Raw genomic sequence first — 20,766 nt, 5'->3', positions numbered from 1 at the left:
CCAGCGCGTACCAGAGGAGATAGGCACCCGTGGTATGGTCGTGGATGCCGATCTCGGCACGGCGCAGGTGGCTGAAATACACCTCAAGCTTATTGGTGCAGGTGCCGTCGAGGTATGCGCTTCGCTCCATTTGGGCTCCGGCGTCAGCACCCCGACGATCGCCGCCATCAGACACGTCGTCAGCGTGCCCGAGACGATCGACTTCAATCCGAGCGCGTTGATCTCCTCCCGCCGCGCGGGCGCCATGGTGCCGAGGCCGCCGATCATGATGCCGAGGCTGGCGAAATTGGCGAAGCCGCACATCGCGTAGAGCATGATCAGCCGCGAGCGCGGATCGAGCGCGTCGCTGCCGAGCTTCGACAACTCGACATAGGCGATCAGCTCGTTCAGCACGGTCTTGGTGCCCATCAGGCTGCCCGCCGTGATCGCCTGCGGCCAGGGCAGCCCCATCAGCCAGCACACCGGCGCCATCACGAGCCCAAGCAGCCGCTGCAGCGAGATCCTGGCGCCGCCGATCTCGGGCAACAGCCCGATGATGGCGTTGACGAGATAGACCAGCGCCACCAGCACCAGCAGCATCGCGACGATGTTCATCAACAGCTCGAGGCCGGCCGTCGTGCCCTTGACGATCGCGTCCATCGTCGAGGACACCTGCACGTCGGGATCCTCGAGCGCCCCGCCGGTGCGCTTGTCCGACGTTTCCGGCACCATGATCAGGCTGACCAGGATCGCAGCCGGTGCGCCGAGCACCGAGGCGATGACGAAATGCGCGGCCGCATCTGGAATGAGGGGAGCAAGAAGCGTGGCGTAGAGCACCAGCACGGTGCCGGCGATGCCCGCCATGCCGCCGGTCATCACCAGAAACAATTCGCTGCGGGTCAGCTGCGCCAGATAGGGGCGGATGAACAGCGGCGCTTCCACCATGCCGAGGAAGATGTTGGCGGCGGTCGACAGTCCGACCGCGCCGCCGACACCGAGCGTGCGTTCGAGCAGCCAGGCCATGCCGCGCACGATCGGCGGCAGCAGGCGCCAATAGAACAGCAGCGTCGTCAGCACGCTCATGACAAGCACGATCGGCAGCGCCTGGAAGGCGAGGATGAAATCGCTGCCCGGCAGCTTGGGATCGAACGGCAGCGTGCCGCCGCCGACATAGCCGAACACGAACGCGGTGCCGGCGCGGGTCGCGGCGCCGATGGTGCCGACCGCATCGTTGATCGCACCGAACGCGGTTGCGACCAGCGGCACCTTGAGCAGCACCAGCGCGGTGACGATGGTGGCGCCGAGCCCGATCGCCGCCTGCCGTGGCGACACCATCAGGCGGTTCTCGCTGAGCGTCCAAGCGATCGCAAGCAACGCCACCACGCCGAACGCCGATTGCAATTGCAGCATGACGCCCCCGAAAACCCTTCGCGCGATTATGGCATCGGCCGCGCGCAGCGCAATGCTGGTGCCCGTTGCTATCGACAGCATTGACAAGTTGCAGGCGCTCGGCCACGCACTCAGTCATGTCCTCCACCATGCCGGTCGGCGCCCGCGATCTGCTCGGCCACTCACCATTCCTGTTCTTTCTGTCGTCGCGCAGCCTGTCGCGCTTTTCCAGCCAGATCGGCGCGGTGGCGATCGGCTGGCAGATTTACGATCTCACCGGCAGCGCCTTCGATCTCGGCATGGTCGGCCTGGTCCAGTTCCTGCCGACGGCATTGCTGGTGTTCGTCGCCGGCCACGCGGCCGACCGCTTCGAGCGCAAGCGCGTGATGCAGGCCTGCCAGATCGCCGAGGCGCTGACTGCGCTGGCGCTCGGCGCAAGCACCTTCGCGGGCACGATCTCGGAGGTGCAGATCTTCATTGCGACGTTCGTGCTCGGGATCGCCGGCGCGTTCGAGAGCCCGGCGACCGCGGCACTGCTGCCGCTGATCGCGCCACAAGGCTCGTTGCAGCGGGCGACCGCGATCTCGAGCGGCGCGGCGCAGATCGCGACCATCACGGGGCCTGCGATCGGCGGCTTCGCCTATGCGCTGATGCCGAGCGCGCCCTATGCCGTGATGATGCTGTTCTGGCTGTTCGGCGCGATCCTCACCGGCGGCATCGGCCGGCTCCAGCAGGCGCCGGTCAAGGATGCCGCGTCGTCGGACGATCTGTTTGCCGGGGTCAGATTCGTGCGCAGCAATCCGGCGATCCTCGGCACCATCTCGCTCGACCTGTTCGCGGTGCTGTTCGGCGGCGTCACCGCGCTGCTGCCGATCTATGCCCGCGACATCCTGCAAACCGGCCCGCTCGGTCTCGGCGTGCTGCGCGCCGCGCCCGCGGTCGGCGCGCTGTTGATGACGATGGTGCTGGCGCGGCATACGATCAACAGCCGCGTCGGGATGCGCATGTTCCAGGCGGTGATCGTATTCGGCGTGGCGACGGTGGTGTTCGCGCTGTCGCACTGGATGTGGCTGTCGGCGCTGGCACTCGCGGTGCTCGGCGCGGCCGACACGATCAGCGTCGTGATCCGCTTCTCGCTGGTGCAGCTCGCCACTCCGGACGCGATGCGCGGCCGCGTCGGCGCTGTCAATTTCCTGTTCATCAACGCCTCCAACCAGCTCGGCCAGTTCGAAAGCGGCGTCACCGCGGCGCTGCTCGGCGCCGTGCCGTCAGCCGTGCTCGGCGGCGTCGCCACCGTCGCGGTCGCGCTGCTCTGGATGAAGCTGTTCCCGACGCTGCGGGATGTGGAGAAGCTGGAGTAGGCTCGTATCCCGGACGCGGTGCAGCGCGAAGCGATGCGCCGCAGAGCCGGGACCCATCTCACGGTACGGCGGACGGAGCCAATCGGCCCCGGTTCAGCGGCGCAGCATTGCATGCCGCGCCGCGCCCGGGGCACGAGAGTTCAGCCCCGGTCCGACCATTTGCACGATTTCGGAATATTGGAAGAATATCCCTGAGTTGCCCGACGTGTCAAGCGGCCGTATCGAGCGCGGGCAGCCGCCGACACCTTTGCATGGGGTTGTTTTCGCTATTTTGATCAGCCCCGCCCCACGAACGGCATCTTGGTCGCCATGACAGTCATGAACAGCACGTTGGCGTCGAGCGGCAGGCCGGCCATGTAGGCGACGGCGTCGCCGACCGCCTTTGCATCCATCCGCGGCTCCTGCTTCGACGTGCCGTCGGGCTGCAGCACGCCGGGGCCGTTGACCATGCGGTCGGTCATCGGGGTCGCGGCATTGCCGATGTCGACCTGGCCGACCGCGATGTCGTACATGCGGCCGTCGAGATTGGATGCCTTGGTCAGGCCGGTGATGGCGTGCTTGGTCGAGGTGTAGGCGGCCGAGAACGGCCGCGGCGCATGCGCCGAGATCGAGCCGTTGTTGATGATGCGGCCACCGCGCGGCGTCTGGTCCTTCATGATGCGGAAGGCGTGCTGGGTGCACAGGAACGGCGCGGTGAGGTTGGTGTTGACCACCGCCTGCCACTGCTCCAGCGGCAGGTCCTCGAAATGCACCGGCGGCGCGCCCATGCCGGCGTTGTTGAAGAGCACGTCGAGCCGGCCGTAAGTGGCCTTGACCTTGTCGAACAGCGCGGCGATCGAAGCCGGGTTGGCCATGTCGGCGGAGACGCACAGGCTCTTGCCGGCGACGCCGAGCTTGGCGGTCTCCTCCAGCATCTCCACGCGGCGGCCGACGAGCACGACGGTGTAGCCTGCGTTCATCAAAGCGAGCGATGCCGCGCGTCCGACGCCGGTGCCGGCACCGGTCACGAGCGCGATCTTGCTGTGGGCCTCAGTCATTCTCAGTTTCCTCTTACTTGGTTTTTGCTTCGGTTTCGTTCTTGTAGGGCGGCCGCGGAATGTTTTGATGCGCCGCGCGCAGTGCCGCCGACCAGCGCGAGCGCAGATCGTGGAAATAGGGCTCGCCGGCCTCGATGCGGTGGTTGAGGTCGGCCTCGCAAGCGTCCGTGCGCACCACCAGCACGTCGATCGGCAGGCCGACGCCGAGATTCGAGCGCATCGTCGAATCCATCGAGATCAGCCCCGTTTTCAGCGCCTCATAGAGCTCGACATCGAAATGCATGGCGCGATCGAGCACCGGCTTGCCGTATTTGTGCTCGCCGATCTGCAAATACGGCGTGTCGGTGGTGCATTCGATGAAGTTGCCGGCGGTGTAGACCATGAATAGCCGCATCCGCGAGCCCTTGATCTGGCCGCCGAACAGGAACGAGACGTCGAACGAGATGTCCTCGGCGCGGAGTGCATCGCCCTCGGTGGCATGCACCGAGCGGATGGCGCGGCCGATGCGCTGCGCCGCCTGGAACATGGTCGGCGCGTTCATCAAGGTCTCGAGCTCGCCGGTGTGCGGATCTTCCATCCCCTCGGTCAGGGTCGACAGCACCGACTGGCTGACAGCCAGATTGCCGGCGCTGGCGATCGCCATAATGCGCTCGCCGGGGGCGGAGAAGATGTGCAGCTTGCGGAAGGTCGAGACGTTGTCCAGGCCGGCATTGGTGCGGGTATCGGCGATCATCACAAGGCCGTCTCGCACCAGAATTCCGCAGCAATAGGTCATGTCCAGTCCCCACCGGTCCGACTGTCTCGGCGGGGAAACTAGTAGCCAATTTCGAGGTGGCATCCAACCCCAATTGGCCGCCGGCTGCTGCCCGTTTCGGAAACGGCCGGGTCGTCACATTTCCTGCGTTCGTCCCGCCGGGGCGTCGACCAGAAAGGCCTCGTCGACGGGGACGCCGAGCGCGGTGACAAGCCGGTTGGTCTCGGCGGCCATGCCGACGATCGCCAGCATTTCCCGGTATTCTTCCTCCGTCATGCCTTTGGCGCGGGCGCCCGCGGTGTGCGAGTGGATGCAATAGCTGCAGCCATGGGCCACCGAGACTGCGACATAGAGCATCTCCTTGACCTTGGAATCGAGCGCGCCCGGCGCCATCACCTCCTTGATGCTCTCCCAGGTGCGCCGCAGCGTCTTCGGATCGTGCGCCAGCGCGCGCCAGAAATTGTTGACGAAGTCCGAGTTCCGCGTTTTGCGGATATCGTCGAAGACGGCGCGGGCTTCGGCGGAGAGTTCGTCGTCCGAGAGCAGTTTGACGGTTGCCATGATCGGTCTCGCTGGTGCGGTTTGAAGCGACAGCCGCGTAGGGTGGGTAGAGCGCAGCGAAACCCACCATCTCGATGCGCGGCACGAAGGCGATGGGTTTCGCTGCGCTCTACCCATCCTACGAAGCGACGGCGCTCTTACGATTGCGTCTGGCTCTGCCACTGGCCGGGACGCCCGGCCTGGTCGACCTTGACCGCGACCGTCAGCGTCTCGTTGCCGCCGCCATAGCGGGTGCCGCGGACCGGGGCGGCGCCGAGATAGTCGAGGCCGATGGCGACGCGGGCGTGGGCGTCGGTGGTGCAGATGCCGTTGGCGGCATCGAAGCCGACCCAGCCGAGATCGGGCACGAAGGCCTCCGCCCAGGCGTGGCCGGCCTGCTGGTTGACCATGCCGTCGGAGCGCAGGAAATGGCCGGAGACGAAGCGGGCCGGCACGAGGCCGGCGCGCGCGCAGGCGATGAAGATGTGCGCGTAGTCCTGGCAGACGCCGCGCTTCAGCGCGAACGCCTCGGAGGCGGAAGTCGCGCTGTTGGTCGGATCCTCGTCGAAGGTCATGTGCTCGTAGATCTGCACCATCACCGCGTGCAGGAAGCCGAGCACGTCGGCGCCGGCCTCCGCGCGCAGCTCGCGCACGAAACTCGTCATAGCCGGGTTGAGGTCGGTGAGCGGCGTGGGGCGCAGGAACAGGCTCGGCGGAAACCGCTCGTCGGTGCCGCGCAGCACCCCGCCGGTGTCGTGGGTCTCGATCAGGCCCTCGCAATGAATGGTGAGGTCCGCGATCGAGCCATGGGTCAGCACGTGGGTGACGTTGCCGAAGGCGTCCTCGTGGATGTCGAGCTTGGAATCGGTCGAGACGTCGATCTGCCATTCAGCGACGTACTGGCCGTCATGGCTGCCCGGCGTCATCCGCAGAATCTGGATCACGCCCGAGGCCGCCGGCTCGTAGCGATAGGTGGTGGTATGGGCTATCCGCAGGCGCATGGCTCACCGGAGCGTAGCTGGGTTCAGTCGAGTTCTGGATCAAAAGGCCGTCATGCCCGGGCTCGACCCGGGCATCCAAGTCTTTCTTCCTTATCGCCCTTCAAAGCAAGGCGTGGATGGCCGGGTCAAGCCCAGGCATGACGAGATTTATGGGTCTTTGCCCCGGCCAGGGTCCTAGATCAGATACTGCTTGGTGACGATCTCACCCAGCCGCGAATTGTCCGCGAGGAATTCCTGGATGAACTCGTGCACGCCGTGCTGGAAGATGTCGTCCATGTGGCTGTGCTCGAGCCGGTTCCTGATGCCGCGGGCGTGGCGCTGGGCGGCGCCCTGGCGGCCATAGGCGACGCCGATCTGGTCGAGATTGCGCACCAGATTGCTGTAGCAGCTCGCCAGCGACCGCGGCAGCGTGTCGTTGAGGATCAGCAGATCGGCGATCAGCCAGGGTTTCAGGGTTTCCCGGTAGACCCAATGATAGGCCGTCGTTGCCGAGACCGAGCGCAGGATCGAGGTCCACTGATAGTAATCCAGCGGACCGCCGACATGCTCCTCCTCGGGCAACAGCATGTGATACTTCACGTCGAGAATCCGCGCGGTGTTGTCGGCGCGCTCGAGATGCACGCCGAGCCGCGAGAACCAGTAGGCGTCGTTGCGCAGCATGGTCCGGTAGGCCGAGCCGTCGAAGCGCAGCGAGGTCTCCTGCACGAAGCGCAGGAATTTCGCCAATTCCTCGCGGTTGGCGGGGCCCTTGCTCCAGACCGCCTGCAGCTCGATCCAGGACGAGTTGATCGTGTCCCACATCTCCGATGTCAGCGCGGTGCGCACCGAGCGCGAGTTGAGGCGTGCCGCCTCGATGCAGTTCTTGATCGAGGAGGGGTTTTCCGCCGAGAAGGAGAGATATTCGACGACGTTCTGCTCGTTGGCTTCCTCGTAGTGATCGTAGAAGCTGGCGCCGACGCCGGCGGTGAGCAGCGCGGAATCCCATTCATTGGTCTTGCCGACATAGGCCGCCGGCAGCGCCGTGACGCGCAGCGTCGCGTCGATGGTGCGCGCCAGATATTCGGCGCGTTCGACGTAACGGGCCAGCCAGAACAGGTTTTCGGCGGTGCGCGACAGCATGCTTCAGCTACTCACTCAGTATCCAGGTGTCCTTGGTGCCGCCGCCCTGGCTCGAATTGACCACGAGCGAACCTTCTTTCAGCGCGACGCGGGTGAGACCGCCGGGCACGATGGTGGTGCGATCGCTGCCGGTCAGCACGAACGGGCGGAGATCGACATGGCGCGGCGCCAGCCCCTTGTCGGTGCAGGTCGGGCAGGTCGACAGCGCCAGCGTCGGCTGGGCGATGAAACCTTCCGGCTCGCGCTTCAGCTTGTCGCGGAATGCCTCGATCGTGGCCTTGGTGGCGGCGGGGCCGATCAGCATGCCGTAGCCGCCGGAGCCATGCACCTCCTTGACGACGAGGTCGGCGAGGTTGTCGAGCACGTAAGCCAGATCCTGCGGCTCGCGGCAGCGCCAGGTCTGCACGTTCTTCAGGATCGGCTCCTCGCTGAGGTAGAACTTCACGACGTCGGGCATGTAGGAATAGATCGCCTTGTCGTCGGCAATGCCGGTGCCGACCGCATTGGCGAGCGTAATGTTGCCGGCTGCGTAGGCCGACATCAGGCCGGGGACGCCGAGCGCGGAATCCGGGCGGAAGGTGAGGGGATCGAGGAAGTCGTCGTCGACGCGACGGTAGATCACGTCGACCCGCTTCAACCCCTCGGTGGTGCGCATGAACACCTCGTCGTTCTTGACGATGAGGTCGCGGCCCTCGACCAGCTCGATGCCGAGTTTGTCGGCCAGGAACGAGTGCTCGTAATAGGCCGAGTTGTAGACGCCCGGCGTCATCAGCGCGACGGTCGGCTCGGCTGCGGCAGAGTGCGGCGCCACCGAGCGCAGCGCGGACAGCAGCTCGTCCGGATAGCGCTCCACGGGCGCGACGCGGTGGCGCGCGAACAGGTCCGGAAACAGCCGCATCATGATCTCGCGGTTTTCCAGCATGTAGGACACGCCGGACGGCGTGCGCGCATTGTCCTCCAGCACGATGAAGTTTTCCGGATCGGTGCGGATGATGTCGATGCCGGCGATGTGGACATAGACGTCGTGCGGCACGTCCTGGCCGTTCATCTCCGGCCGGAACACCGGATTCTGGAAGATCAGATCCTCGGGAATGATGTTGGCGCGCAGGATGTCGCGGCCGTGATAGATGTCCTTCAGGAACATGTTGAGCGCGAGCACGCGCTGCTTCAGGCCCTTCTCCAGCAGCGTCCATTCCTTGGCCGACATGATGCGCGGGATGACGTCGAAGGGGATCAGCCGCTCGGTGGCTTCGGCATCGCCATAGACCGCGAAGGTGATGCCGATCCGGCGAAACAGCAGCTCGGCTTCCTGGCGGCGATATTCGAGCGCATCCGGCGGCGTCTCCTTGAGCCAGCGGGAGAGCTCCTCATAGGCCGGGCGCAAATCCGCGCCGAGGCCGTTCATCTCATCGAACGCAACTGCCATATATCCCGACTGCCCTCCCAAGCCAGCAGCACACAGTGCATGACTTGAGGTGGTGGTAGCAAGGGGCGGGCCAGCGCGATATGCATTGGCCCGCGGCATTTGCCGGGGATGAGCCGGGGCGCTGCCTGAAAAACCGGCTGGGATCTGCTTATTTCGGCGGCAAAACCCCGTGACATCAAGGCATTGGACCGGCAATGTCAGGGGATCAAGTTAGGGCGAGTGCTAGGGAATGACCATGAGCGAGATCGTCACGGCGGGGATATTGGTGATCGGCGACGAGATCCTGTCCGGCCGGACCAAGGACAAGAATATCGGCTTCATCGCCGAATACCTGACCAATATCGGCATCGACCTGAAGGAAGTCCGCGTCGTCGCCGACGAGGAGGCGGACATCATTGCCGCCCTTGATGCGCTGCGGCATCGCTACACCTACGTGTTCACCACCGGCGGCATCGGACCGACCCATGACGACATCACCGCCGACAGCGTGGCCAAGGCGTTCGGGGTCGCGATCAACCACCACCCCGACGTGGTGGCGCGGTTCAGGGAGCGCTGGAGCGAGCAGGACCTCAACGAGGCCCGGCTGCGGATGGCGCGCGTGCCTGATGGCGCCGAGCTGATCCAGAGCGCGACGATCCTGGCGCCCGGCTTCAAACTCGGCAATGTCATCGTGATGGCGGGCATCCCCACCATCATGCAGGCGATGATGGACATCGTGGCGCCGACGTTGAAATCGGGCGTGCGGATGCTATCGGACTCGGTCCGCGCCGATGCGCGCGAAGGCGATATCGGCGGTCCGCTGCGTGCGATCGCGGAGGCGCATCCCGACACCATCATCGGCAGCTATCCGTTCCAGGACGAGAACCAGAAGCCGAACACCAATCTGGTGGTGCGCTCGCGCGATCCGCAGAAGCTCGCGGCGGCGATGGCGGAGGTGAAGGAGATGCTGGCGAAGCTGCACGCCGCGCAGAACAAGCCGCCGGTAGGTTGAGACGCGATGGTTGACAAGCCTTCAGACCAGACCTCACAGGAGCGCGCCGGCAGGCCGTTTCCTGTCTCATGGGATCAATTCCACCGCGACTGCCGGGCGTTGACCTGGCGGCTCAACGAGGTTGGGCCATTCCACGCAGTGATAGCGATCACCCGCGGCGGGCTGGTGCCGGCCGCGATCGTGGCGCGCGAGCTGGGCCTGCGGATCATCGATACCGTCTGCGTCGCCAGCTACGACCACGACAAGCAGGGCGATCTGAAAGTGCTGAAGGGCATTTCGGAGCAAACCGCAAAACTCGGCGGTGGCACCGGCAAGGGCCTGCTGATCGTCGACGATCTCGTCGACACCGGCAAGACCGGCAAGCTGGTGCGCGAGCTGCTGCCCGATGCGCATTTCGCCACCGTTTACGCCAAGCCGAAAGGGCGTCCGCTGGTCGACACCTACATCACCGAGGTGTCGCAGGACACCTGGATTTTCTTTCCCTGGGACACCGCGCTGTCGTTCCAGCCGCCGATCCGCGACGGCGCGGCCTGAGTTGACGTCATTGCGAGCGAAGCGAAGCAATCCATGCCCCCGCGTATGCGGCACTATGGATTGCTTCGTCGCTTGCGCTCCTCGCAATGACGATTGTGGTTAGAGGCGTGCCATGTCCCTGCAAAACCGCGTCACACCGTCAGGCGACATCGTCGCCACCTCCCATCGCGGCACCTTCACCGGCAATCGCGGTATCATCCATGATCCGGCGACGCGGACGCTGCTGAGAAAACGCTGGTCGACGCCGGCCTGGCTCACCTGCGTCTGCGAGTTCAGGGGGCGGCGGCGTCAGGTGATGAGCACGCAGAGCTGGACCGAGCTGTTCTTCCTTGACGAAGCCACCGCTTTCGCTGCCGGCCACCGTCCCTGCTTCTTCTGCCGCCGCGAGGACGCAAAACGCTTTCGCGCCGCCTGGGAGCAGGGTAACGGCGTCAGCGACCTCAAGGTCAAGCCGATGGATGCGGTGCTGCATGCCGAGCGGCTCGATCATGGCAAGAAGCGGCTGCACCCGTTGCCGACACCGCTGGCCGATCTGCCAGATGGCACGATGGTGCAGGCTGATGGCGAGAGCTATCTGGTCACCGATGGCAGGACGTGGCGCTGGTCGTTTGCCGGCTACAACAGAGCCGACGTGACAGCTTCCGCCATGCTGCTGACGCCGCCGTCGACGGTCCGCGCGTTTCGCTCCGGCTACCGGCCGGTGCTGCACCCGAGCGCGGCGGCGTAGCCGTTCACCCCAGCCGCTGCCGCGCCAGCGCAGCGCCCGAACCGAGCGCGATCAATTTGGCTTCCGCAATATCCCGTCGCATCGGCGCCATGCCGCAATTGGTTGTCGCGATGATGTTGCTCTTCGGCACGAATTTCGTGACCGCCTCGATCACCTTGACGACATCCTCCGCGGTCTCGACCTCGTCGCTGGCAACGTCGATCACGCCGGCCTGCACGACCTTGTTCGGCAGCGCCGCCAGCAATTCGAGCGGCACCTTGGAATTGCGGCATTCGATCGCGACCTGCTGGATCGCGCTCTTGTCGATCACCGGAAACGTCTCTTCATACTGCCGCCACTCGCCACCGAGCGTCTGCTTCCAGTCGGTGTTGGCCTTGATGCCGTAGCCGTAGCAGATGTGCACGGCGGTGGCGCAGGTCAGGCCTTCGGCGGCGCGCTCCAAGGCCTTGATGCCCCAATCGCGGACCTCGTCCATGTAGACGTTGAAGGCGGGCTCGTCGAACTGGATCATGTCGACGCCGTCGGCCTGCAGTGCCTTGGCCTCCTGGTTCAACAGCTCCGCGAAGGCAAAGGCCATCTTGACGCGGTCGCCGTAATACTGGTCGGCGATGGTGTCGATGATGGTCATCGGGCCGGGCAGGGTGAATTTCAGCCTGTTCTTGGTGTGCGCGCGTGCCGCACGCGCCTCGCTTTCATGGACGCGGCCCTTGAGTTGCAGCGGCGCCGTCACCTGCGGCACCATCGCCTTGTAGCGATCCTTGCGGATGCCCATCTCGACCTTGTGGGCGAAATCGATGCCCTCGATCTTTTCCAGGAAGCCGTGCACGAAATGTTGCCGCGCCTGCTCGCCCTCGGTGACGATATCGACGCCGGCATCTTCCTGCAGCTTGACCGCGAGCACGGTGGCGTCGCGCTTGGCGCGGGCCAGCTCGGCACCCTCCGACTTCCAGGGTGCCCACAGCACGTTCGGCTCGGCCAGCCATTCGGGCTTGGGCAGGGAGCCGGCGACGGTGGTTGGAAACAGCATGGGAGCCTCCCGGACGGTTCGGATTGAGCGCCTGTCTGCCATGTCCTATGGTCGCCGTACAGAACAACAAAAGTCTTTTCGACGGGGAATAGAGACGCCGATGATCGACCTGCATTACGCGCCGACGCCGAACGGCTGGAAAATCTCGATCATGCTGGAGGAACTGGGGCTGCCGTACACGGTGATCCCGGTGAACATCCGCGCCGGCGAACAGTTTCGGCCCGAATTTCTCGCGATCAGCCCGAACAACCGCATCCCCGCGATCGTCGACCATGCGCCTGCCGACGGCGGCGGCCCGTTCTCGGTGTTCGAGACCGGCGCGATCCTGATCTACCTCGCCGACAAGACCGGGCGTTTCCTGTCGAAGGAGCTGCGTGCGCGTTCGACCGTCATCCAATGGGTGATGTGGCAGATGGGTGGGCTCGGGCCGATGCTCGGCCAGCACGGCCATTTCGCGCTCTATGCGGCGGAGAAGATTCCCTACGCGATCGAGCGCTACCGCGACGAGGCGGCGCGGCTCTACGGCGTGCTCGACCGCCAGCTCGGCAAGACCGGCGCCTATGTCGCCGGCGATGAATATTCGATCGCCGACATCGCCTGCTTCCCCTGGACCATGACCCACAAGGCGCAGGGCTTCACGCTGGACGATTACCCGAACATCAAGCGCTGGTACGCCACCGTGCGTGCACGACCGCAGGTGCAGGCGGGGCTTGCAATCGGTAAGTTCGTCAAGGAGCCGTTCGATGAGGAAGCGCGCAAGAACATGTTCGGGCAGAAGGCGAGGGAGCTGGCTGAGAAGAAATGATTTGTCGTCATTCCGGGGCGCGCGAAGCGCGAGCCCGGAATCCATTCTTCCACCGGTTCAGTGGGTAAATGGATTCCGGGCTCGCGCCAAGCGGCGCGCCCCGGAATGACGAGATTGAATGAGCAAACAAAGGAAACGCCATGATCGAATTCTTCTTCGACTGCTCCAGCCCCTGGACCTATCTCGCCTGGCACAACATCCAGCCGTTGGCGAAGGAGTTCGGTGCTCCCGTCACCTGGCGGCCGATCCTGGTCGGCGGCATCTTCAACACCGTCAATCCGTCGGTCTACGCCCAGCGCGAGACGCCGGTGCCGCTGAAGGCGCGCTACATGAAGAAGGATCTCGCCGACTGGGCGCGCTCGGCGGGGCTTGCGATCAAGATGCCGCCGATCGTGTTTCCGGTGAACAGCGTCAAGGCGATGCGCGGCTGTATCTGGCTCGGCAATGAGCAGATGGTGCCGTTCGCGCGCGCGGCCTTCGAGGCCTATTGGGGCGACGACAAGGACATCTCGCAGGATGCCGTGCTGACCGAGATCTGCGCCAAGGTCGGGATCGATCCGGCAAAGTTCTTTGCCGGCATCAGTGATCAGGCGATCAAGGACCAGCTCAAGGCCAATACCGATGAGGTGATGGCGCGCGGCGGCTTCGGCTCGCCGACCATCTTCATCAACAAGACCGACATGTATTTCGGCAATGACCGCCTGCCACTGATCCGCGAGGTGTTGGCGCGCGGCAAGGCGAGCGCGGCCTGATGCCGAAAGCCGTCGTCTGTCGCGAGCTCGGGCCGCCCGAGCGTCTGCAGCTGGAGAGCTTTGCTTCGGCCCCATTGAAGCCGGGCGAGGTGCGGGTTGCGATCCGCGCCGCCGGGATCAATTTCCCTGATGTCCTGATGGCCGCCGGCGAGTACCAGCTCAAGCCGCCGCTGCCATTCACGCCGGGATCGGAAGCCGCCGGTGATGTCGTCGAGGTCAGCGATGCCAAGGGTGTTGCGGTCGGCGACAAGGTCATCGTCAAGATGCGCTTCGGCGCCTATTGCGACGAGGCGGTCGTGACGGCATCGCAACTCGTGCCGGTGCCCTCGACCTTCGACTATGCGGAGGGTGCGACCTTCCTTGCCGCGCATGGCACGGCCTACCACGCGCTGATCGATCGCGGCCAGATCAAGCCGGGCGAGGTGTTGTTGGTGCATGGCGCCGGCGGCGGGGTGGGGCTGGCCGCGGTCGAAATCGGCAAGCTGCTCGGCGCCACCGTGATCGCGGCAGCGTCGTCCGAGGAGAAGCTCGCGATCGCGAAAGCGCGCGGCGCCGATCACCTCCTGCTCTACGCCCGCGAGCCATTCCGCGACGTCGTCAAGCGTCTCACCGACGGCCGTGGCGCGGACGTGGTGTTCGATCCGGTCGGCGGTGAGGTGTTCGAGAACTCGATGCGCTGCATCAACTGGGGCGCGCGGATACTGGTCGTCGGCTTCACCGGCGGCATCGGGCTTGCCCGCACCAATCTCCTGATGATCAAGGGCGCCAGCGTGCTCGGCGTTCGCGCCGGCGAGGCGGTGCGCAAGGATCCCGCGCTCGGCGAGGTCAGGTTCAAGGTGCTGAGCGAATGGGCCGAGGAGGGCCGCGTGCGGCCGAATATCTCGCACCGGCTGCCGCTCGAGGATTATGCCAAGGCGATGCGGTTGCTGATCGAGCGCAAGGCGATCGGGCGGGTGGCGTTGCTGATGCGATGATCCATTGGTTGATCGTCTCGCATATTGCAGCCATTGGTTTTGCGGTCGATAATCCGGCAGTCGAAGCCGGAGGTCAGGATCGTGGACCAGGACATGAAGGACTTGGAAGCCAAGGCCATTGACGAAGCCTACAAGGACAGGCTGAGCGGCCTGTTCGGGACGTTGTTCGGCAACCTCTTGAACAGGGCCGGCCAGCGGAACGGCGAGCAGCAGTCATTCGATGACTTCAAGCACGGCCTCGCCGTCGCCAGGCGCGCGCTGGAGCTCGCGCGCGAAGCCGCCAAGCCGGCCGCGAAGATCGAATCCGCTTAAGGGTGCGTAGGGCGGGTTAGCGAAGCGTAACCCGCCGCATGTCGGGCGAACGGCGGTGGATTACGCTTCGCTAATCCACCCTACGAATGCCGGAACTTCCCATCCCGCAAAAACGCGATCGTCTGTGCGATCGATCCGCGGTGGCGCACCAGCCAGGGATGCGAGGTGCGGATCACGATGTGATCGGCCATGCCATCGAGTCTGGTTTTGGCCACCGATACCCGGCCGTCATGCGGCCGCGGCAGCGGGATCGAGGTAATCGGATAGACCGAGCGGCTGCCGGCGATGACGCCGATCGGATAGTCGACCTGCGGCAGCAGCGCCGCGGTGGTGGCATCGCGCAGCGTGACGAGCTGTTGCCCCGCCGGTCCGAACAGGGCGCGATAAGCGCGGATATGCTGCAGGCGATCGGCGATTTCGCTACCGCCGTTCGGCGTGCCCAGCATCACGACGCGGCCGAGCCGCGCGGGGCGATGCCGCGCCAGATAGGCGCGGGCGAGCAGGCCCCCCATCGAATGGCAAACGAAATGGACCGAGCCGTCGAGGCCGCCCGCGAACAGATCGACAGCCGGATGGATGTCCTCGGCAAGCGTGCCCAGTGACTTCCGCCGGCTGTCGTAATCGAGATTGAGCGTGGTGAACCCGGTGGCCTCGAGCGCCAGCTCCATCCTGCGCAACAGGCGCGCCGCCCCGGCAATGCCATGCAGCATGACCACGCCGTCACGCATTGGCGCCGAGGCCGGCTGTGCGCTCACTTATACTCGCGCTCCTGCCACCACGGAAAATAGTCGGGCATATCCGACGACACCTTGTTCTTGAACTGCGCGGGGCGCTTCTCCAGGAACGACACCACGCCTTCCTTGACGTCGTCGGAGCGGCCGCGGGCATAGATGCCGCGGCTGTCCACCTTGTGCGCCTCCATCGGATCGTCGGCGCCCATCATCCGCCACATCATCTGGCGGATCAGCGCCACCGATACCGGCGCGGTCTTGGCTGCGAACTCCCTGGCGAGCGCGCGCGCGGTCGGCAGCAGATCGTCCGGCGGCACCACCTTGCTGACGAGCCGCCCGGCGAGCGCCTCCTGCGCCGGGAACACGCGGCCGCTGTAGCACCATTCCAGCGCCTGCGAGATGCCGACGATGCGCGGCAGGAACCAGCTCGAGGCGGCCTCCGGCACGATGCCGCGCTGCGAGAACACGAAGCCGAAGCGCGCGGCCTCGGAGGCGATGCGGATGTCCATCGCAAGCTGCATGGTGACGCCGATGCCCACCGCAGGGCCGTTCACCGCCGCGATCACCGGCTTCAGCGATTTGAAGATGCGCAGCGTCACCTGGCCGCCGCCGTCTCGCACCTGCGGATCAGAATAATCGACGCTGCCGTCGGCCTTGCGCTTCACCGGGCCGCGCCGCGCGTCGCGATCGAAGGTATCGGCGCCGGAGGAGAGATCGGCGCCGGCGCAGAAGCCGCGGCCCGCGCCGGTGACGATGATGGCCCTGACGTCGTCGTCCTGATCGGCCTTGTCGAACGCATCGATCAGCTCCTGCTGCATCGTGGCGTTGAAGGCGTTGAGCTTGTCGGGCCGGTTTAGCGTGATGGTGAGAATCTGCTCGGCGACCTCGTACTTGATCGTCTCATACGCCATGGGGTTTCCTTCCTTTTATCCATTCGTCATTGCCGGGCTTGACCCGGCAATCCATCCCTTATGAAGAAGATGGATGCGCGGGTCGAGCCCGCGCAGGACGATTCGGAAAGGGGCAATACTACCTCTTCGGCGGCGTCGGCCACGGCTTCTGCGGGCCGCGCAGCGCCTCGAAGGCCTTGCCCATGCCGAGCACGCCGACGTCGTCGAAGCGGCGGCCGATGATCTGGACGCCGATCGGAAAGCCCTTCTTGTCGTAGCCGCCGTTGATCGACAGCGCCGGGTTCTCCGACATATTCCACGGCACGGTAAAGCAGATGTGCTCGAACGGCTTTTGGGGATCGTTGAGCGGCGCTGCGAACTCCGCCGGGAAATTGACCACCGGCGACACCGGCGAGATCAGATAGTCGATCTCGCAGAACAGCTTTGCCGCCGCGGCACGGATCGCCATGGTCTGGTTGAAGCCGCGGATCACGTCGACGCCGGAAAGCCTGGCGCCGGCCTCGGCCCAGTTCAGGATATAGGGCAGGGTCTTCTCGCGGTCGGCCTGCGACAGTTTCGACAGCTCGTCCCAGGTCCGGGCGCGGAAGAAGCTGTCGATGCCCGCGAGCATGTCAGGCGTCAGGATGGGGTCGATCTCGGTGATCACGGCGCCGGCGGATTCGAACGCCTTCGCCGCCTTGACGACGACCTCGCGCACCTCCTTCTCGACCTTTTGGCCGGCGCCGGCATCGAGCATCAGCCCGATGCGCAGCTTGCGCGGCGATTTCTCCAGTGCCTTCCAGTTCACCTCGAGCGCCGGCAGGCTCATGCCGTCGCGGCGATCCGGACGCGACAGCACGCTCATCATCAGCGCCGCGTCGTCGACGGTGCGGGTCATCGGGCCGGCGACGCGGCCGACATAGGGCGGATCGATCGGAACGCGCCCGAGGCTCGGCTTCAGCGCGGCGAGGCCGCACCAGCACGCCGGCAGCCGCACCGAGCCGCCGATATCGGTGCCGAGATGCAACGGCCCGTAGCCGGCCGCACCGGCGGCGCCCGCGCCGGCGCTGGAGCCGCCGGGGTTCTTGCCGACATCCCAGGGATTGCGGGTGAGGGGATGGAACGAGGACAGCCCCGATGACAGCATGCCGTAGTCAGGCATCGTGGTCTTGGCGAAGATCACAGTGCCTGCTTCGCGCAGCCGCGCTGCCGGCGGCGCATCCTTCTCGGCCGGCGTCAGCTTGACGCTCGCCGCGCCGAGCGGCACCGGCTGGCCTTTGGTGGCGACATTGTCCTTGATGGTGACGGGAACGCCGTCGAGCGTGCCGGCCGGCTCGCCCTGCTGCCAGCGTTCGGTCGAGATCTTCGCGACTTTCCGTGCTCCATCCGGGTCGTAGAGATAGAGCGCCTTGATGTGCGGCTCCCAGCTCGCGACATGGGCGATGACCTCTTCGATGACCTCCGACGGCGAGAACTGCTTGGCACGATAGCCGGCGAGCAGGTCGACGGCGGAGAGATCGTGCAGCGAAGTGATGGTGTCCTGTTTCGGCTTATGCATGGGCACCTACCGGGAGACGTTTCTCGATGATGCGGGCGAACATGCTGGCGCCGATCGGCAGGATCTTGTCGTCGAGAACGTAACCGGGATTGTGCACGGGCACCGAGCCGTCATGACCGACCCAGAAATAGGCGCCCGGAATAGCCTGCATCATGTCGGCGAAATCCTCGCTGCCCATCTTCGGCGTCGAGCGGGTGATGACCTTGGCGGGATCGACGACGGTGCGGGCGACTTCCTCGACCACGCGGGATTGCTCCTCCTGGTTCACCAGCACGCTGAACGTGTCGCGGATATCGACCTCGATCTCGACGTCGAACGTCGCGGCCATGCCGGCGCAGACCGCGCGCATCCGCTTGGCGATCAGCTTGCGGATATCGTCGGAGAAGGTGCGCACGGTGCCGCACAGCCAGGCCTCGCCGGGGATGACGTTGTAGGCCGAGCCGGCGTGGATCTGAGTGATCGACAGCACCGCAGCCTGCAGCGGATCGACGTTGCGGCTGACGATGCTCTGCAGCGCCTGGGCGACCGTGGTTGCGATCACCACGGCGTCCTTGGATCGCTCCGGCATCGCGCCATGGGCGCCGTAGCCGTGAATCTTGATGTCGAAGAAATCGGCGGCGGCCATCGCCGGGCCCGGCAGGATCGCGATCTCGCCGTGGTTGAGATCGGGCGCATTGTGCAGGCCATAGACCTCGTCGCAAGGGAACTGCTGGAACAGCCCGTCCTTGATCATCTCGCGCGCGCCACCGAGGCCTTCCTCGGCGGGCTGGAAGATGAAATGCACGGTGCCGTCGAAATTGCGCGTCTCGGCGAGATAGCGCGCGGTGCCGAGCAGCATCGTGGTGTGGCCGTCATGGCCGCAGCCGTGGAAGCGGCCCGGAATGGTCGAGCGCCACTTCAGATTGGTGTTCTCCTCCATCGGCAGCGCGTCCATGTCGGCGCGCAGGCCGATCTTCTTGGTGCCGTTGCCCTTGCCCTTGAGCACGCCGACCACACCGGTGCGGCCGAGGCCGCGATGCACCTCGATGCCCCAGCTCGAGAGCTTCTCGGCGACGATGCCGGAGGTGCGGACCTCCTCGAAGCCGATCTCGGGATGCGCATGCAAGTCCCGCCTGATCGCGGTGAGCTCGTCGGCAAAGCTGTCGATGCGTTCGATTGTGGGCATTTTTCTTTATCCCTTGCTGCGAGATGCGGAGGTGGGCGTGAAAACGGGGCCGTTTGGCTTGATACGAATGCCGGGACGCAAATGTTTCCAGGGCAGCGATGCCGGATCCGCCGGCATTGCGCCCGGCGCGGCACAGATCAAGAGCTTTTCGGCGATCGGCTCGAAGTCGGCGCGGAAATGCACCGAGCTCTTGTTGACCAGGATCTTCTGCGCCAAAGGTTCGATGCCGACATAGCGGTACATCGCCTGGTCGGCGAGCTGGGCCTTGTAGGAGGCGACGACGACCCTGATATCGCCGATGCGGAGGCAGGCCGACGGGCCCATGTCCATGTCGCGGCCGCCGTAGAACGGGCCCGGCGCGACGAACTTGCCGTCCGAGAGTTTCTCCACGACGAAGGTCTCCCGATACGGCGCGTCGCCGGGAATGCCCGACTTGCCGCCGAGATCGAGCGTCACGGTCGCACCGACGCCGGCCGCATGCGCCGCCTTGGCCGACTGTGGATCGCAGATCGCGCCGGTGGCGCCGCTTGCGCCGTTGCGCACCAGCGCGCGCAGCATGCCGGTGGTGTCGGAATCGCCGCCGGCGCCGGGATTGTCTTGGGTGTCGGCGATGACGATCGGCTTTGCGGCCGATCTCGCCAGTTCCATGGCATGTCGGACGCCCTCGTCAGGTGAGTAGATACGTCCGTCAAAATCGTTCTCATGGCGCTCGACCAAGGCGGCAATGCTGTCGGCGGCCGCATCGGCATCGGCCTGGGTCCGGCCATAGGCGAACACGCTCGGGCCGCAGTCATGGAAGTCCGCGGCCGGGAAGCCGAAGGCAAACGAGAGCGTCGGAACCGCGTCGCTCTCCAGCGCCGCGAGCTTCTGATAGATGCCCTTGGCCGGCTGGTCGTTGGTGCACTGCCAGCTGATCGGGATCAGGAACGGTAGCTGCCGGAACGCCTTTGCGAGGCGCTGTCCGGACTTGAGCAGCAAGGCCAGATGCCTGGCGCAGGCGCGGCCGGTGTCGGCCATGTCGACATGCGGATAGGTGCGGTAGGCGATCAGCGCGTCGGCATGTTCGATCATCCCGGGCGAGACGTTGGCGTGCAGGTCGAGGCTCGCGACCAGCGGCAAATCCTTGCCGATCACCTTGCGCACGCGGGCGAGGATTTCGCCTTCGCCGTCGTCATGGTGCTCGGTCACCATCGCGCCATGCAGGTCGAGATAGACCGCGTCGATCGGCCCGGCCGCGGCGATGCCGTCGACGATCTCCGTCACGATCCGCTCGAAGGCGTCCTTTGTCACATGCGCCGACGGGGTCGCGCCGGCCGCAACCGTCGGGACCAATTCCCAGCCATCGGCTTCCGCTGCCTCGACAAAGCCGGCGAGGCCGGCATTGATCTTGCGCATGACCTTGAGCACGCCGGCGCCATGCGTCATCGACGGCCAGCCGCCACCGTGCACGAAGTCATCATAGGTGGCCTTCGTCGGCGCGAAGGTGTTGGTCTCGTGCAGGAAGGCGCCAACGGCGATGCGGGTCATCAAGCGATCTCGGTACAGTCTTGCTCGTACAGTCTTGGCCGGCGACGTTAAGCGTGTCGTCGCGCCAAGCGCAAGGCGTGGAGCACTGCCGGATTTGCATGCCCTATGGGCGTCGGAGGTGGCTCGGATTCTCGCCACATCCGTAACCCGGATTTCGCTTCGCTGCA

20 protein-coding genes and 1 pseudogene are annotated in these 20,766 nt (G+C 65.4%); 8 read left to right on the top strand and 13 right to left on the bottom strand.

Annotated features, from left to right (window positions below; all coding sequences use genetic code 11):
* Positions 1-141: 141 nt before the first annotated feature.
* Positions 142-1,389, bottom strand: a pseudogene (locus IC762_RS23125) (NupC/NupG family nucleoside CNT transporter); the annotation flags it as partial.
* 116 nt (positions 1,390-1,505) lie between these two features.
* On the opposite strand from IC762_RS23125, the gene IC762_RS23120 reads away from it, so the two are divergent.
* Positions 1,506-2,729: an MFS transporter gene (locus IC762_RS23120; RefSeq protein WP_195784518.1), complete on the top strand. Its 1,224-nt coding sequence runs from the start codon at positions 1,506-1,508 to the stop codon at positions 2,727-2,729.
* A 275-nt stretch (positions 2,730-3,004) separates the two neighbouring features.
* Here the strand turns inward: IC762_RS23120 and IC762_RS23115 are convergent, their stop codons facing one another.
* From IC762_RS23115 to IC762_RS23090, 6 genes are all read right to left on the bottom strand, one after another.
* On the bottom strand, positions 3,005-3,766 hold the full coding sequence (locus IC762_RS23115; RefSeq protein WP_195784517.1) for an SDR family oxidoreductase: 762 nt from the start codon (positions 3,764-3,766) through the stop codon (positions 3,005-3,007).
* 13 nt (positions 3,767-3,779) lie between these two features.
* Positions 3,780-4,541 (bottom strand): peptidase, encoded by a 762-nt coding sequence (locus tag IC762_RS23110; protein ID WP_195784516.1) that lies wholly within the window; start codon positions 4,539-4,541, stop codon positions 3,780-3,782.
* Positions 4,542-4,655: 114 nt separating this feature from the next.
* Positions 4,656-5,081, bottom strand: coding sequence for a carboxymuconolactone decarboxylase family protein (locus IC762_RS23105; protein WP_195784515.1), 426 nt, complete (start codon positions 5,079-5,081; stop codon positions 4,656-4,658).
* Between the two features lie 137 nt (positions 5,082-5,218).
* Positions 5,219-6,061, bottom strand: a complete 843-nt coding sequence (locus IC762_RS23100) for a transglutaminase family protein (RefSeq protein ID WP_195784514.1) — start codon at positions 6,059-6,061, stop codon at positions 5,219-5,221.
* Between the two features lie 174 nt (positions 6,062-6,235).
* Complete coding sequence (locus IC762_RS23095; protein ID WP_195784513.1) at positions 6,236-7,180, bottom strand: alpha-E domain-containing protein; 945 nt, start codon at positions 7,178-7,180, stop codon at positions 6,236-6,238.
* A gap of 7 nt (positions 7,181-7,187) precedes the next feature.
* The gene (locus tag IC762_RS23090) at positions 7,188-8,606 is read right to left on the bottom strand and encodes a circularly permuted type 2 ATP-grasp protein (protein ID WP_195784512.1); all 1,419 of its coding nucleotides are present in this window, start codon (positions 8,604-8,606) and stop codon (positions 7,188-7,190) included.
* A gap of 235 nt (positions 8,607-8,841) precedes the next feature.
* Between IC762_RS23090 and IC762_RS23085 the strand changes: the two genes are divergently transcribed.
* From IC762_RS23085 to IC762_RS23075, 3 genes are all read left to right on the top strand, one after another.
* Positions 8,842-9,597 carry a competence/damage-inducible protein A gene (locus IC762_RS23085; RefSeq protein ID WP_195784511.1) on the top strand — a complete coding sequence of 252 codons (756 nt, stop codon included), beginning with the start codon at positions 8,842-8,844 and terminating at the stop codon, positions 9,595-9,597.
* A 6-nt stretch (positions 9,598-9,603) separates the two neighbouring features.
* Positions 9,604-10,131: a xanthine phosphoribosyltransferase gene (gpt, locus tag IC762_RS23080; RefSeq protein ID WP_195784510.1), complete on the top strand. Its 528-nt coding sequence runs from the start codon at positions 9,604-9,606 to the stop codon at positions 10,129-10,131.
* 112 nt (positions 10,132-10,243) lie between these two features.
* Positions 10,244-10,858, top strand: a complete 615-nt coding sequence (locus IC762_RS23075; RefSeq protein ID WP_195784509.1) for a hypothetical protein — start codon at positions 10,244-10,246, stop codon at positions 10,856-10,858.
* Positions 10,859-10,862: 4 nt separating this feature from the next.
* On the opposite strand, the gene IC762_RS23070 is transcribed toward IC762_RS23075, so the two are convergent.
* Positions 10,863-11,885, bottom strand: a complete 1,023-nt coding sequence (locus IC762_RS23070; RefSeq protein ID WP_195784508.1) for a methionine synthase — start codon at positions 11,883-11,885, stop codon at positions 10,863-10,865.
* A 100-nt stretch (positions 11,886-11,985) separates the two neighbouring features.
* Here IC762_RS23070 and IC762_RS23065 point away from each other — a divergent pair, with 100 nt between their 5' ends.
* The 4 genes from IC762_RS23065 to IC762_RS23050 all read left to right on the top strand — a co-directional run bounded on the left by IC762_RS23065 (position 11,986) and on the right by IC762_RS23050 (position 14,728).
* Positions 11,986-12,690: a glutathione binding-like protein gene (locus IC762_RS23065; RefSeq protein ID WP_195784507.1), complete on the top strand. Its 705-nt coding sequence runs from the start codon at positions 11,986-11,988 to the stop codon at positions 12,688-12,690.
* Positions 12,691-12,830: 140 nt separating this feature from the next.
* Positions 12,831-13,442, top strand: coding sequence for a 2-hydroxychromene-2-carboxylate isomerase (locus IC762_RS23060; protein ID WP_195784506.1), 612 nt, complete (start codon positions 12,831-12,833; stop codon positions 13,440-13,442).
* A complete protein-coding gene (locus tag IC762_RS23055) occupies positions 13,442-14,416 on the top strand; it encodes an NADPH:quinone oxidoreductase family protein (RefSeq protein WP_195784505.1) in 975 nt (324 codons plus the stop codon). Before IC762_RS23060 ends, IC762_RS23055 begins: the two co-directional genes overlap by 1 nt.
* A 93-nt stretch (positions 14,417-14,509) precedes the next feature.
* Positions 14,510-14,728, top strand: a complete 219-nt coding sequence (locus IC762_RS23050) for a hypothetical protein (RefSeq protein ID WP_195784504.1) — start codon at positions 14,510-14,512, stop codon at positions 14,726-14,728.
* An 80-nt stretch (positions 14,729-14,808) separates the two neighbouring features.
* Here the strand turns inward: IC762_RS23050 and IC762_RS23045 are convergent, their stop codons facing one another.
* The 5 genes from IC762_RS23045 to IC762_RS23025 all read right to left on the bottom strand — a co-directional run bounded on the left by IC762_RS23045 (position 14,809) and on the right by IC762_RS23025 (position 20,599).
* Complete coding sequence (locus IC762_RS23045) at positions 14,809-15,456, bottom strand: esterase/lipase family protein (RefSeq protein ID WP_195790249.1); 648 nt, start codon at positions 15,454-15,456, stop codon at positions 14,809-14,811.
* A gap of 23 nt (positions 15,457-15,479) precedes the next feature.
* On the bottom strand, positions 15,480-16,370 hold the full coding sequence (locus IC762_RS23040; RefSeq protein ID WP_195784503.1) for a crotonase/enoyl-CoA hydratase family protein: 891 nt from the start codon (positions 16,368-16,370) through the stop codon (positions 15,480-15,482).
* A gap of 118 nt (positions 16,371-16,488) precedes the next feature.
* Positions 16,489-17,907, bottom strand: coding sequence for an amidase (locus tag IC762_RS23035; RefSeq protein ID WP_195784502.1), 1,419 nt, complete (start codon positions 17,905-17,907; stop codon positions 16,489-16,491).
* Positions 17,900-19,072: a M20 aminoacylase family protein gene (locus IC762_RS23030; protein ID WP_195784501.1), complete on the bottom strand. Its 1,173-nt coding sequence runs from the start codon at positions 19,070-19,072 to the stop codon at positions 17,900-17,902. Before IC762_RS23030 ends, IC762_RS23035 begins: the two co-directional genes overlap by 8 nt.
* A 6-nt stretch (positions 19,073-19,078) precedes the next feature.
* Entirely contained in the window at positions 19,079-20,599 is a 1,521-nt protein-coding gene (locus IC762_RS23025; RefSeq protein ID WP_195784500.1) for a M81 family metallopeptidase, read from the bottom strand.
* Positions 20,600-20,766 lie beyond the last annotated feature (167 nt).

The organism is Bradyrhizobium genosp. L, from assembly GCF_015624485.1.
GTDB lineage: Bacteria > Pseudomonadota > Alphaproteobacteria > Rhizobiales > Xanthobacteraceae > Bradyrhizobium.
Note: the sequence above shows the minus strand (reverse complement) of the source record. Positions and strands in the feature narration are given on the sequence as shown.

What these genes read in the sequence shown, in the direction of transcription:
- IC762_RS23120 (WP_195784518.1), top strand. Translation starts at nt 1,506, where the DNA reads ATGTCCTCCACCATGCCGGTCGGCGCCCGCGATCTGCTCGGCCACTCA.
- IC762_RS23115 (WP_195784517.1), bottom strand. Translation starts at nt 3,766, where the DNA reads ATGACTGAGGCCCACAGCAAGATCGCGCTCGTGACCGGTGCCGGCACC.
- IC762_RS23110 (WP_195784516.1), bottom strand. Translation starts at nt 4,541, where the DNA reads ATGACCTATTGCTGCGGAATTCTGGTGCGAGACGGCCTTGTGATGATC.
- IC762_RS23105 (WP_195784515.1), bottom strand. Translation starts at nt 5,081, where the DNA reads ATGGCAACCGTCAAACTGCTCTCGGACGACGAACTCTCCGCCGAAGCC.
- IC762_RS23100 (WP_195784514.1), bottom strand. Translation starts at nt 6,061, where the DNA reads ATGCGCCTGCGGATAGCCCATACCACCACCTATCGCTACGAGCCGGCG.
- IC762_RS23095 (WP_195784513.1), bottom strand. Translation starts at nt 7,180, where the DNA reads ATGCTGTCGCGCACCGCCGAAAACCTGTTCTGGCTGGCCCGTTACGTC.
- IC762_RS23090 (WP_195784512.1), bottom strand. Translation starts at nt 8,606, where the DNA reads ATGGCAGTTGCGTTCGATGAGATGAACGGCCTCGGCGCGGATTTGCGC.
- IC762_RS23085 (WP_195784511.1), top strand. Translation starts at nt 8,842, where the DNA reads ATGAGCGAGATCGTCACGGCGGGGATATTGGTGATCGGCGACGAGATC.
- gpt (WP_195784510.1), top strand. Translation starts at nt 9,604, where the DNA reads ATGGTTGACAAGCCTTCAGACCAGACCTCACAGGAGCGCGCCGGCAGG.
- IC762_RS23075 (WP_195784509.1), top strand. Translation starts at nt 10,244, where the DNA reads ATGTCCCTGCAAAACCGCGTCACACCGTCAGGCGACATCGTCGCCACC.
- IC762_RS23070 (WP_195784508.1), bottom strand. Translation starts at nt 11,885, where the DNA reads ATGCTGTTTCCAACCACCGTCGCCGGCTCCCTGCCCAAGCCCGAATGG.
- IC762_RS23065 (WP_195784507.1), top strand. Translation starts at nt 11,986, where the DNA reads ATGATCGACCTGCATTACGCGCCGACGCCGAACGGCTGGAAAATCTCG.
- IC762_RS23060 (WP_195784506.1), top strand. Translation starts at nt 12,831, where the DNA reads ATGATCGAATTCTTCTTCGACTGCTCCAGCCCCTGGACCTATCTCGCC.
- IC762_RS23055 (WP_195784505.1), top strand. Translation starts at nt 13,442, where the DNA reads ATGCCGAAAGCCGTCGTCTGTCGCGAGCTCGGGCCGCCCGAGCGTCTG.
- IC762_RS23050 (WP_195784504.1), top strand. Translation starts at nt 14,510, where the DNA reads ATGAAGGACTTGGAAGCCAAGGCCATTGACGAAGCCTACAAGGACAGG.
- IC762_RS23045 (WP_195790249.1), bottom strand. Translation starts at nt 15,456, where the DNA reads ATGCGTGACGGCGTGGTCATGCTGCATGGCATTGCCGGGGCGGCGCGC.
- IC762_RS23040 (WP_195784503.1), bottom strand. Translation starts at nt 16,370, where the DNA reads ATGGCGTATGAGACGATCAAGTACGAGGTCGCCGAGCAGATTCTCACC.
- IC762_RS23035 (WP_195784502.1), bottom strand. Translation starts at nt 17,907, where the DNA reads ATGCATAAGCCGAAACAGGACACCATCACTTCGCTGCACGATCTCTCC.
- IC762_RS23030 (WP_195784501.1), bottom strand. Translation starts at nt 19,072, where the DNA reads ATGCCCACAATCGAACGCATCGACAGCTTTGCCGACGAGCTCACCGCG.
- IC762_RS23025 (WP_195784500.1), bottom strand. Translation starts at nt 20,599, where the DNA reads ATGACCCGCATCGCCGTTGGCGCCTTCCTGCACGAGACCAACACCTTC.